Raw genomic sequence first — 11,981 nt, forward strand, 5'->3', positions numbered from 1 at the left:
CTAGCGCCGCTTGATCCACCCTTTCCGGAGTCCACGATGCCGACAACGCTGATCAGTCTGATGGTCGCCCTGCACGCCCTGTCCGCCGCAATCTGGGTGGGAGGCATGTTCTTCGCATACATGGCCATGCGACCGGCCGCCGCCGCCCTGCTCCCGGTTCCGGAACGGACCACCCTCTGGCGTGACAGCTTCGCCCGTTTCTTTCCGTGGGTATGGGGCATCATTGTGGTGCTGCTGGCCACGGGGTTCTGGCTGATCTTCGGTCTCTACGGCGGCATGGGCAACGTCGGCGTGCATGTGCACTGGATGTTGCTGACCGGACTGGTGATGATGGCGATCTACGCGCACATCTTCTTCGCTCCCTACCGGCGCATGCGCCAGGCGATCGAGGTCCAGGACTGGCCGGAGGCGGGCCGCCGTCTCGGACAGATCCGCATGTTCATCGGCATCAACCTCGTGATCGGCCTGGTCACGATCGTGCTCGGCACCGGCGGACGGTACTGGTAGCCGAACCCGTCGGCCGCAGGGACTGTTTGACATCCTTACCCCCTGACCGAATACTTCCGCGCATCGGGGCCCGGTCGGGCACCGATCGCATTCGCCGAGACAGCAACATCGCGCACTCGGGCCCATGCGGCTGCCACGAAGGCCGCAGCGGCGCGCCCTGCGGGGCCGGCCGCCATGATCGACACCCGTACAGAACGAGACCCGCAAAAACCGCAGTCCGGCAGTACTCGAAGACGATCAAGCCCGACGTGACGCCTTCCGGTGATTCAGTCGGGGTCCGGGTGGCCCGCTTCCAAGGGCTGATCGCCCGGGGTCTTCTTGTCGTGCCCTCCGGCCTCGACAGGGTATTGCCTCCGCGGACCACCGCGCCGGGAATCAGCAACGGTCAGCGGACCGGTCCCGACAACAGGGGAGCAATATATGAGTGATGAGATCAAAGAAATAGAGAAGGAAATAGAGAAACTAGAGGAAGTCTACGAAACGGAACACGAGATCGGGGAGCAGAACATCAATCCCCTTGGTCTCGACCTGCACAATCCGGTCTTCGTGGTCAGCGCGCTGCTGATTCTCGCCTTCGTGATCGGATCGCTGGTGTTTCCGGACCCAGCGAGCGACGCGCTGACCTCCGCGCGCGTGTGGATCGGCGAGACCTTCCACTGGCTGTTCCTGTCCGCCGGAAACATCTTCGTGCTGTTCTGCCTGCTGCTGATCCTGCTGCCGGTCGGAAAGATCCGCATCGGCGGCGAGGAAGCGAAACCCGATTTCTCCGTGATCTCCTGGTTCTCGATGCTCTTCGCCGCAGGCATGGGCATCGGCCTGATGTTCTGGAGTGTCGCCGAGCCGGTGGGCTACTTCACCGAGTGGTTCGGTACGCCGCTGGACATCGCCGGGGGCACTGAGGAATCGCGGCAGGCGGCACTGGGCGCCACCATGTATCACTGGGGTCTGCACCCGTGGGCCATCTACGCGGTGGTCGGCCTGTCGCTCGCCTTCTTCACCTACAACAAGGGGCTGCCGCTGACCATCCGTTCGGCCTTCTACCCGCTCCTGGGTGACCGCGTCTGGGGCCCGTTCGGCCACGTAATCGATACCCTGGCGGTGCTGGCGACGATGTTCGGACTCGCGACCTCGCTCGGTTTCGGAGCGCAGCAGGCCGCGTCGGGACTGGAGTTCCTCTTCGGCATCGACGGCGGGCTGAACACGCAGGTGGCGATCATCATCGGGGTGACGATCGTTGCCCTGTTATCGGTGATGCGCGGCATCGACGGCGGGGTCAAGGTGCTGAGCAACATCAACCTGGCCTTTGCGGCACTGCTGCTGCTGTTCGTGGTGATTGCCGGTGGCCTCGTGGCCTTCCTGACCAATGCGGGCACCACGATCAGTGGCTACGTGCAATACATGCTGCCGTTGAGCAATCCGGTGGGCCGAGAGGACGAGACCTTCTACCACGGCTGGACGATCTTCTTCTGGGCATGGTGGATCTCCTGGTCACCGTTCGTCGGCATGTTCATCGCGCGCGTGTCGCGCGGGCGCACGGTGCGGCAGTTCGTCACCGCGGTGCTGCTGGTCCCGACCCTGGTGACCGTGATCTGGATGACCGCGTTCGGCGGCGCCGGCCTGGATCAGGCCCGCGACGGCGTCGGCGCACTGGCTGACGGGATCAGTGATTCCTCGCTGGCCCTGTTCCAGATGCTGGAACACCTGCCTCTGACCGCGATCACCTCGTTCCTCGCGATCGCGCTGGTGCTGGTCTTCTTCGTCACCTCGTCCGACTCCGGATCGCTGGTGATCGACAGCATCACCTCGGGCGGCAAGACCGACGCCCCGCAGTCCCAGCGTCTGTTCTGGGCGACCTTCGAGGGCGTCGTGGCCGGCGTACTGCTCGCGGTCGGGGGGGCGGCTGCACTGACCGCCATGCAGGCCGGCGCGGTCAGCACGGGCCTGCCGTTCGTGCTGGTGCTGCTGGCCATGTGCGTGAGCCTGATGATGGGGCTCTTCCACGAGCTGCGGCTGATGAAACTCGCGAAGGCGGCCGCGGCGGTATCGTCGTAACCGGATGCACGACCCCGACGCTGGTCGGGGTCGTGTCCCGATCCCGATCGAACGGCCCGGTCAGTCCGGGCCTTTTTTTTCCGTGCCGGCGACCTCGTGCCGCAGGGGCAAGACGACCTCGGCGCGGATCACGGCATGGGAGCGCGATGCCAACTCGCGACGAGTGGTCCCGGGTTCGACCGGTACCGGATGCAGGATGTGGAGCCGCACGAAGGTACGCTCACGCGACAGGAGCCGCCATGCATGGCGGAACAGCCCGATGCCATCGGTGAACGCGGCCGTTGGCGGACCGCCGTCGGGATCGCGCCCGTAGGCGAAGGCAACCGGCTGCACCGGGGAGAGCGTGTCGACCGCGGCCGCGAACAGGCGGGCATGGAAGCGCCGGACGTCACTCCCGTCGGTGGTGGTCGCTTCGGGAAAGACCGCGACCTGGTCGCCCTGGCGCAGGGCCGCGGCCATGTCGCGGATCAGCGCCTCCGACTCGTGCGCACCCCGCCGGATGAACAGGGTGCGATTGCGACGGGCGAGCCAGCCGATCAACGGCCAGCGCGCGACCTCGGACTTGGACAGAAAACGGACATCCGAGCAGGTCCCGAGTACCGGGATGTCCAGCCAGGACACGTGGTTGCCGACGACCAGCGCACTGCCGGGAATCATTTCGCCCGTGACCTTTAGCTCCACGCCGCACAGCGCCAGCGCACGCCGATACCATGCACGCCTTCGCCGGCAGCGTTCATCGCGGGAGACACGGGGGGACCCGTAACGGGCAGTTATCCAGACCCCGTACCCGAGATGCACAAAGACACGCAGCAGTCGATAACTGGCCCGCAGGGTTCCCGGCATTGGATTCTCGCGTGATGATCCTGAATCGCCAGGATCAGGGGCCGATGGTACCGGCGCCGCGCTGATCCTGCATCCGCAGGGCGGCCCTCCGGAACCCCGGTCGCTTCAAGGGAGTGGCCCCGTCCACGGTCCCTGCTCGGTCGGCAGGTCTTCGCTCTCCCACAACCTGATGCCCCCGGCGATGTTCACCACGTTCCGGAAGCCCATCTGTCCCAGCACCACCGCCGCGAACGCGGAGCGCGCGCCGGTTGAACACAGAAGGGCCAGCGGGCGTTCCCGCGCATTGCACAGTGCGTCGATGCGATGCCGGCTGTGCGGATCCGCCGCCCCCTCGAGCAGGCCGCGCGGAACCAGTACCGATTCGGGCACATGCAGTTGCTCGTACTCGTAGGGCTCGCGCACGTCCACGATCAGCCAGGGCTCGCCCCGCTCCATGGCCTCGGCCAGGTCATCGGGCGCAACCTCGCGGACCCGGGTCCGCGCCTCGGACACCATCTCGGCAAGGGTCTTCGCGACCGGGGTACCGGCATCCTGCGCCGCCATCAGAGCGCCTCCAGCAGCTGCTCGAGCGAGTACTCGGGCGGCGCGCAGGACGTTCCCCGACACAGGTAGGCGACGACCCGGTCGGCCGCGGTCGGATGCCCGCACTTGCCGGCCAGCGCCTGCGGCAGTCCGGTCGCCTCCGCCGGCAACCGGTACACCCAGGCCAGCCCGTTGCGTTCCAGCACGGCCCGCTGCCAGCGCCGTGCAACGGCCTCCGGCCCGCGCAGGATCACCAGCGGCGGTGGGTCGCGGTGCATATCCGCAGCCTGCAGCAGGCTCATGTGAGCCAGCGGCGCCTCGGATGCCAGCGGTCCACCGTTGCCGAGGGCCCCCTCCGCCGCGTCGATGAAGCGCGGCTCGACCAGCAGGTAGCCCAGCTGCAGCAGCGCCTGGGCGGCCACGCCGTTGCCGGAGGCCATTGCGTCGTCGGCATGGACCTTCGGGCGCTGGATCAGGTTCTCGTGATCGGCTGCAGTGAAGTAGAAGCCGCCCTCCCCGGCGTCGAGAAAGTCGCGCAGCAGGATTCCGGCGAGGGTGCGCGCCCATTCCAGCCACTCCAGACTCCAGCGCGCGCGCAACAGATCCAGGGACGCCGCGAGCAGCAAGGCGTGGTCGTCCAGGTACGCGCGCGGCATCGGGGTGTCCGCGCCGGCACGGAAGCTCGCGTACAGGCGCCCGTCGCGCCAGAGGAGGTCGCGCACGGCGCGCATCGCCGCCTCCGCGCGGTCCACCCACTCGGGTCGGTCGAGACTCTCCCCGGCCTGGATCAGCCCGGAGATCATCAGGGCATTCCAGGAGGTCAGGATCTTCTCGTCGCGGTGCGGTGCCACACGCTGTTCGCGTGCCCGGAGCAGCCTCTCCCGCGCCGACTGCAACAGGGCCTCGCCGGGGTCCGCCGCCAGTCCCAGCGACGCGGCCACCGACTCGGGCGACCTGCGTTCGTACAGGTGCCAGCGCCCCTCGAAGTTCGGCGGTCCGTCCAGGCCCCACACCCGGCTGGCGAATTCCCACTCCTGCGGCGCAAGCAGCGCCTGCACCTCCTCGGGCGTCCAGACATAGAAACGCCCCTCCTCGCCCTCGGAATCGGCGTCCAGGCTGGAGTAGAAGGCCCCTCCGGGGTCGGCCATCTCCCGCGCAAGCCAGCCCACGGTCTGTTCCACCACCTGCCGCGAGCGCGCATCACCGCGCCCCGCCTGACGCGCATACAGCCCCAGCAGCGGCCCGTTGTCGTAGAGCATCTTCTCGAAATGCGGGATCATCCAGAAGTCGTCCACCGAGTAGCGGCAGAACCCGCCCCCGACCTGGTCGAAGATTCCGCCCGCAGCCATCGCGGCGAGTGTCCGCTGCAGCATCTCCGCAGCACGCGCGTCGCGGTGACGCGCAGACTGCCACGCCAGCCACTCCAGGGTCGCCGGGTGCGGAAACTTGGGGGCGCGACCGAAGCCGGCATGCTTGTCGTCGAAGGTCCCTGCCAGCTCGGCCGCGGCGCGGTCGATCGCCTCCGGACCGGGGATGGCACCCCCAGCGGGTGCGTAGATCCGCGCCATTGCCTCCTGCAGCGATGCATTCTGGGCGGCGATCTCGTCGGGATGCTCGGCCAGGAAGTCCGCGACCCGCCTCAGCACATCCATGAAGGCCGGCAACCCGTGCCGGGGCTCCCGCGGAAAGTAGGTGCCGGCGAAGAACGGGACCTGGTCGGGCGTCAGTATCACGGTCAGCGGCCAGCCCCCCGGGCGACGCGCGAGCAGCATGTGCGCGTTCTGGTAGATGCGATCCAGATCGGGGCGCTCCTCGCGGTCGACCTTGATGTTCACGTAGCGCGCGTTCATCTCGCGGGCGATCTCCGGATCCTCGAAGGACTCGTGGGCCATCACGTGACACCAGTGGCATGCGGAGTACCCGATCGACAGCAGGATCGGCCGGTTCTCGGCCTTCGCGCGCTGCAGCGCCTCTTCGCCCCACGGGTACCAGTCCACCGGATTCTCCGCGTGCTGCTGCAGGTAGGGGCTGCTTGCCCGGGCCAGACGATTCATCGGGATCCTCTTGGTGGAATGGGGTTTGGACCGACAGGCGCGGTTTTCGCCCGTCCGAATCGACAAGTTGGTAGACTGCGCAGTCCGCCAAGCCACTGCAAGCGTCCATGCCCGTCCACCCCTTTATCGATCCGGTCGCATTCTCGATCGGTCCGTTCACCCTGCACTGGTACGGACTGATGTACCTGGTGGGATTCGCGGGCTTCTGGATCCTCGGGGTCATCAGGGCACGCCGGCCGGATGCGCCGATGACACCGCAGCAGGTCGGCGATGCGCTGTTCTGGGGCGTCCTGGGCGTGATCGTTGGCGCCCGGGTCGGCTACGTGCTGTTCTACAACCTCGACGGCCTGCTGCAGGATCCGCTGACCCTGTTCCGGATCTGGGAAGGCGGCATGTCCTTTCACGGCGGCCTGATCGGCGTGCTGCTGGCCGCGTGGTGGTACGCGCACAGGCTGGGTCAGCCCTTCCTGCGGATCGGGGACTTCGTCGCGCCGATGGTCCCGATCGGATTGGGGGCCGGGCGCATCGGCAACTGGATCAATGGCGAACTCTGGGGCAAGCCGACCGACCTGCCCTGGGCAATGGTGTTTCCGGCGGCCGATTATCTGCCCCGGCATCCGTCGCAGCTCTATCAGGCCTTTCTCGAGGGCCTGGTGCTATTCACGGTATTGTGGCTGTTCTCGCGGCGGCCGCGCCCGACCGGGATGGTTTCGGGACTGTTCCTGCTGCTGTACGGCATCTTCCGGTTTCTCGTCGAATTCGTGCGCGAGCCGGATCCGCAAATCGGCTACCTCGCCTTCGGCTGGCTGACGATGGGCCAGGCACTCTCGGTTCCGCTGGTGGTGGCCGGGCTGGCGCTGATCGCCTGGTCGCGGCGGAATCCCGTTCAGAGGAGACCGGCATGAAACAGTACCTGGACCTCGTGCGCCACATTCACGACAGCGGCCGCGACCGCCCCGACCGCACGGGTACCGGCACCCGTTCCGTCTTCGGCCACCAGATGCGCTTCGACCTCGCGGCGGGCTTTCCGCTGGTCACCACGAAGAAGACGCACCTGAAATCCGTGATCCATGAACTCCTGTGGTTCATCCAGGGCGACACCCAGCTCGACTACCTGCATCGCCACGGCGTGACGATCTGGGATGAATGGGCCACCGAGGAGGGTCACCTCGGCCCGATCTACGGGGCCCAGTGGCGCCGCTGGCCGACACGCGACGGGGTGGTGGACCAGCTGGCGGAACTGATCGAGCAGCTGCGCCGGCGCCCCTATTCGCGACGGCATCTGGTCTCGGCCTGGAACGTCGCCGATCTGCCGGACGAGAACCGGACACCGCAGGAAAACGTCCGCATCGGTCAGATGGCCCTTGCTCCCTGCCACACGCTGTTCCAGTTCTACGTGGCTGACGGCCGCCTCTCCTGCCAGTTGTACCAGCGCAGCGCCGACGTCTTCCTGGGCGTGCCGTTCAACATCGCCTCCTACGCGCTGCTGACGATGATGCTGGCGCAGGTCACCGATCTCGAGCCCGGCGAGTTCATTCACACGCTGGGCGACGCCCACCTGTATCTCAATCACTTCGAGCAGGTGCGCGAACTGCTGTCCCGCGAGCCGCTCCCGCTGCCGACGCTGCACCTGAACCCGGAGGTGCGCGACCTGTTCGCGTTCCGGTACGAGGACATCCGGCTCGAGAACTACCAGTGTCACCCGGCGATCCGCGCCCCGATCGCGGTATGAGCGCCAACCGGACCGTCGATCCGCGGCTGGAGATCGTCGTGGCCATGGATCCGGACGGGGTGATCGGCCGGAACAATCAGCTGCCGTGGCACCTTCCGGATGACCTCCGGCACTTCAAGCGCATCACCACCGGGCATACCGTGGTGATGGGCCGCAGAACCCACGAATCGATCGGCCGCCCACTGCCGAATCGCCGCAACATCGTGCTGTCCCGCCGAACTGGCTGGGAGGCCTCCGGCATCGAGGTTCAGCCGGACCTGGACACTGCGCTGGCAACCGCCGGCAACGGACCGGTCTTCATCATCGGGGGCGCCGAACTGTTCCGCGAAACCCTGCCACGGGCCGCGGTACTGCACCTCACGCGGGTGCACGAACGTTTCCCCGGAGACGTCCATTTCCCGCCCATCGGGGACGGCTGGGAGCTGGTCTGGGAAGAGGTGCACGAGGCCGACTCGCGACACGCCTCCGGCTTCACCCTGCAGCGCCTGGAACGCAGGACCTGATCCGCAGGTCTACTCAGATACCGGGAAGACCTCGCCGAGAGACCTGACCTCCCACAAACGGCCCTCGTAGGAGCGGCTTCCAGCCGCGATGCAAACGGCCCTGGTAGGAGCGGCTTCCAGCCGCGATGCGGCGTTGCCGTGGGGCCTGGAGCCATCGCGGCTGGAAGCCGCTCCTACAGGGGCCGGGGCTGATGCTGCAGGAGGCCAGCCCCCCGGGCGACCCTCCCGGCACATCCCGCCCGGATGACGGCGCATCGCGCTATATTCTAATCTGCGCCTGTAACGAGACCGGCCCCGTCGGTCCGCGCGGTCGCCCGAAGGAGGTGCCTATGCCTTACCTGGCCTGGTCCGACGATCTGGACACCGGAATCCCGGAACTCGATGCCCAGCACCGGGTGATGCTCGAACATGTAAACCGCCTGCACGAGGCCGCGACAGCGGACGACACCAGTGAACTCGTGGCGGCAATGGATGCGCTGATCGCGTGCCTGCGGGATCACTTCGAGTTCGAGGAAAAGGTGCTGGAGATGATCCAGTTCGCGGGGCTCGAGGACCACAGCGAGACGCACGGCAGCATCCTCGATCGGCTGCGCGATTACCGCACGCGGCTGCAGACCGCCTCTGCCCCGGAGGCCGAGGAGATCGTGGATGCGCTGGGTCCCTGGGTGGTTGACCATATCCGCCACGACGATCTCGACTTCGGCCCGACCGTGCGCGAGTGGCTGCGCGACGCCGCACCGCCCGGGGACCCGTTCCGGGAACTGGTCGGGGACAAGTGACGCGCTGGCCCGGGCTCACTCGGGCGGCGGCGCCTGTGGGTGGTGGCTTCGGGAGAACGGCAGGAATTGCAACACCACGAACACCAGCATCGCGGCCACCACGATGCTGGGTCCGGTCGGCGTGTCGTGACTGAATGACCCCCAGATACCCAGCAGCACGGCCAGCACCCCGAAGCCGGCGGCCAGCAGACCCATCTCCTCGGGCGTACGCGCGAAGCGGCGTGCGGTGGCCGCCGGAATGATCATCAGCGCGGTGATCAGCAGCACGCCCACCACCTGCATCGCGCTCGCGATCACCACGGCGATCAGCAGCATCAGCCCGAGCCGCACCGGCAGGACCGGCACGCCCTCCACGCGTGCGATCTCCTCATGCACGGTGATGGCCAGCAGCGGGCGCCAGAGGATCGTCAGCAACACCAGCGCGAGCAGCCCGCCGATCGCGATCGCTGCAAGATCGCCGCGGGTCACCGCGAGAATGTCCCCGAAGAGATAGGCCATCAGGTCGACCCGCAGCCCCTCGACGAAGGCCACCGCTACCATCCCGAGCGACAGCGCGCTGTGCGCGAGGATGCCCAGCAGCGTGTCGGAGGCCAGTTCCTGGCGGCGCTGCAGGAAGACCAGGAGTACTGCCACCGTCACGCAGACCACGGTAACCAGCAGGTTGAGGTTCAGTCCGAGCAGGAATCCGAGGGCTACACCGAGCAGGGCCGAGTGCGACACCGTGTCCCCGAAATAGGCCATCCGCCGCCAGACCACAAAGGCCCCCAGCGGCCCCGCGACCACCGCCACCATCAGGCCGGCGAGGACCGCCCGGATCACGAAATCATCGAGCATCGTCGCTGTTCTCCGTGGCCTCTCCGACCGGTTTCACCTCGCCGGTCAGGTCGTGGACATGGTTGTGGTGATGGGTGTACACGCCGATCCCGTGCAGCCCGGCATCGGGGAACAGCTGCTGGTACTCGGGGTGCCGGCTGACCTCCTCCGGCCGGCCCGTACAGCAGACGTGCTGATTGATGCACATCACCACGTCGGCTGCGGCCATCACCAGGTGCAGTTCGTGCGACACCATCAGCACGCCGCAGCCCGTATCCCTGCGCAACCGGTCGATCAGGTTGAAGACCTCGCCCTGCCCCGCCACGTCGACACCCTGCGCCGGTTCGTCCAGCACCAGCAGGTCCGGTTCGCCTAGCAGTGCGCGGGCGAGCAGCACCCGCTGCATCTCCCCCCCGGAAAGGGTCTGGATCGGTGCGTCCAGCAGATGCGGCACCCCCACCTGCCGCAGGCCTTCGCGCAGGCGCGGCAGCGGGGCGCGATGCCGCAGGGTGAGGAAACGCCGCACCGACAGCGGCAGGATCGGGTCCACCTGGATCCGCTGCGGCATGTACCCGACCCGCAGACGCCGCCCCCGGTAAAGCTGCCCACTGGAAGGCTCCCAGAGACCGAGCAGCACGCGCAGCAGGCTGGTCTTGCCGGCTCCGTTGGGCCCGATGACCACCACGACCTGACCGCGGCGAATCGACAGGGACACGCCGTCAAGGATCGTGCGGCCATTGCGCACAAGTCCCAGATCGCTGGCCTCGATCAGGACCGGATCGGCCGTCCGGCCCCTGGCGCGTCTTTCACGGTTGGCTTCGGTCATTTCGATATAGTATAACGTCCCTGCTGCAATCGTCGCACCCAAGGCTCCGGCCGTCCCCATCCCCGTTCAAGGAGACCCGACGCTCATGCGGAACATCAAGTTCTTCGCCACTTCGCTCCTGCTCGGTGCCGCGCTGGTGGCTACACCGACGCAGGCTGAACCCCGTTCGGTGGTAGCGACCATTCTACCGGTCCACAGCCTCGTGGCGGGCCTCGTCGACGGCATCCACGAGACCGAGCTCCTGCTGCCGACCACGGCCTCCCCCCACGGCTACGCAATGCGTCCGTCCGAGGCGCGCCTGCTGCAGGACGCGGATCTGGTGATCTGGGTCGGCCCCGAACTCGAGACCTTCCTGCGCCGTACCCTGGCGGAGCCACGAGAGGGCCGCCAGGTGATCAGCCTGCTGGAGGACCTGCACCTGCAAGAACTCCCGGGGCGGGAGGGAGGCGTCTGGGAAACGCATGGCCACGGGCACGACCACGGCCATGACGACGGCCATGAACCCCATCACGGCCACGATCACGCCCACGGGAACGGGCCCGACGACGGTCACGATCACGGACATGACGACAGCCACGGACACGAGCATGGAAACGGGCATGACCACGGGAACGGGCACAGCGAGCCGGATACGCATGTCTGGCTGTCCCCCGAGAACGCCCGCCGCATTGCCTCCGGCCTGACCGAAGAGCTCGCGCAGTGGGACCCGGAGCACGCCGAGGCCTATGCGCGCAATCGGGACGCCCTGCTCGAGCGCATCGACGCGCTGGACGAGGAACTCGCCCGCCAACTGGAGCCGGTCCAGGATCGCCCGTTCCTCGTGTTCCATGACGCCTACCAGCACTTCGAACAGGCCTACGACCTGCATGCCGCCGGTTCCATTACCATCGATCCCGCGGTGCAGCCGGGTGCCGGACGCATCGTGGAACTCCGTAACCGGATGAGCGCCGACGACGTCGTCTGCCTCTTTACCGAGCCCCAGTTCCGGCCGGCACTCGCACAGATGCTGGTCGAGGGTCACGCGACCCGTCTGGGCGAGCTGGATCCACTCGGGACCGACCTGGAGCCGGGTCCGGATGCCTGGTTCGACCTGATGCGCGGGCTCGCCGATGAGCTCGTCGCCTGTCTCGCGCCACGGGAGGGCTGAACACAGGCGCGCCGGCGCCGGGGAAGATCGGCCATAGGGCGGTCTCCTGCAGCGTCAGCCCCGGCCCTTGTAGGAGCGGCCTCCGGCCGCGATCAGGTAGCGTCAGGCTGGCCGATCGCGGCTGGAAGCCGCTCCCACGACCACTCGCCGGATCGCGGCTGGAAGCCGCTCCCACGGCGGCTGGAAGCCGCTCCCACGACCAC

General features: G+C 67.4%; 12 protein-coding genes. 7 read left to right on the forward strand and 5 right to left on the reverse strand.

Annotated features, from left to right (window positions below):
* Window positions 1-36 precede the first annotated feature (36 nt).
* Both ACESMN_RS03310 and ACESMN_RS03315 read left to right on the forward strand, forming a co-directional pair.
* Complete coding sequence (locus ACESMN_RS03310; protein ID WP_373052215.1) at window positions 37-507, forward strand: CopD family protein; 471 nt, start codon at window positions 37-39, stop codon at window positions 505-507.
* Between the two features lie 420 nt (window positions 508-927).
* On the forward strand, window positions 928-2,559 hold the full coding sequence (locus ACESMN_RS03315) for a BCCT family transporter (RefSeq protein ID WP_373052162.1): 1,632 nt from the start codon (window positions 928-930) through the stop codon (window positions 2,557-2,559).
* 60 nt (window positions 2,560-2,619) lie between these two features.
* On the opposite strand, the gene ACESMN_RS03320 is transcribed toward ACESMN_RS03315, so the two are convergent.
* The 3 genes from ACESMN_RS03320 to ACESMN_RS03330 all read right to left on the reverse strand — a co-directional run bounded on the left by ACESMN_RS03320 (window position 2,620) and on the right by ACESMN_RS03330 (window position 5,978).
* Window positions 2,620-3,402 carry a lysophospholipid acyltransferase family protein gene (locus ACESMN_RS03320; protein ID WP_373052163.1) on the reverse strand — a complete coding sequence of 261 codons (783 nt, stop codon included), beginning with the start codon at window positions 3,400-3,402 and terminating at the stop codon, window positions 2,620-2,622.
* Window positions 3,403-3,507: 105 nt separating this feature from the next.
* Complete coding sequence (locus ACESMN_RS03325) at window positions 3,508-3,945, reverse strand: rhodanese-like domain-containing protein (protein WP_373052164.1); 438 nt, start codon at window positions 3,943-3,945, stop codon at window positions 3,508-3,510.
* Window positions 3,945-5,978: a thioredoxin domain-containing protein gene (locus ACESMN_RS03330; protein ID WP_373052165.1), complete on the reverse strand. Its 2,034-nt coding sequence runs from the start codon at window positions 5,976-5,978 to the stop codon at window positions 3,945-3,947. The genes ACESMN_RS03325 and ACESMN_RS03330 overlap by 1 nt, the downstream gene beginning before the upstream one ends.
* 107 nt (window positions 5,979-6,085) lie before the next feature.
* Here ACESMN_RS03330 and lgt point away from each other — a divergent pair, with 107 nt between their 5' ends.
* The 4 genes from lgt (at window position 6,086) to ACESMN_RS03350 (ending at window position 8,992) form a co-directional block, all read left to right on the forward strand.
* Window positions 6,086-6,883 (forward strand): prolipoprotein diacylglyceryl transferase, encoded by a 798-nt coding sequence (gene lgt, locus ACESMN_RS03335; RefSeq protein WP_373052166.1) that lies wholly within the window; start codon window positions 6,086-6,088, stop codon window positions 6,881-6,883.
* A complete protein-coding gene (locus ACESMN_RS03340; protein WP_373052167.1) occupies window positions 6,880-7,710 on the forward strand; it encodes a thymidylate synthase in 831 nt (276 codons plus the stop codon). Before lgt ends, ACESMN_RS03340 begins: the two co-directional genes overlap by 4 nt.
* The gene (locus ACESMN_RS03345; protein ID WP_373052168.1) at window positions 7,707-8,213 is read left to right on the forward strand and encodes a dihydrofolate reductase; all 507 of its coding nucleotides are present in this window, start codon (window positions 7,707-7,709) and stop codon (window positions 8,211-8,213) included. The genes ACESMN_RS03340 and ACESMN_RS03345 overlap by 4 nt, the downstream gene beginning before the upstream one ends.
* Window positions 8,214-8,542: 329 nt before the next feature.
* Window positions 8,543-8,992, forward strand: coding sequence for a bacteriohemerythrin (locus ACESMN_RS03350; RefSeq protein ID WP_373052169.1), 450 nt, complete (start codon window positions 8,543-8,545; stop codon window positions 8,990-8,992).
* A gap of 15 nt (window positions 8,993-9,007) precedes the next feature.
* On the opposite strand, the gene znuB is transcribed toward ACESMN_RS03350, so the two are convergent.
* A complete protein-coding gene (znuB, locus tag ACESMN_RS03355; RefSeq protein WP_373052170.1) occupies window positions 9,008-9,826 on the reverse strand; it encodes a zinc ABC transporter permease subunit ZnuB in 819 nt (272 codons plus the stop codon).
* A complete protein-coding gene (locus ACESMN_RS03360) occupies window positions 9,816-10,631 on the reverse strand; it encodes an ATP-binding cassette domain-containing protein (protein WP_373052171.1) in 816 nt (271 codons plus the stop codon). The genes znuB and ACESMN_RS03360 overlap by 11 nt, the downstream gene beginning before the upstream one ends.
* A gap of 85 nt (window positions 10,632-10,716) precedes the next feature.
* Between ACESMN_RS03360 and ACESMN_RS03365 the strand changes: the two genes are divergently transcribed.
* Window positions 10,717-11,778, forward strand: coding sequence for a zinc ABC transporter substrate-binding protein (locus ACESMN_RS03365; RefSeq protein WP_373052172.1), 1,062 nt, complete (start codon window positions 10,717-10,719; stop codon window positions 11,776-11,778).
* The last annotated feature ends 203 nt before the right edge of the window (window positions 11,779-11,981 follow it).

It is taken from the genome of Thioalkalivibrio sp., from assembly GCF_041690275.1.
Lineage (GTDB): Bacteria > Pseudomonadota > Gammaproteobacteria > Ectothiorhodospirales > Ectothiorhodospiraceae > Thioalkalivibrio.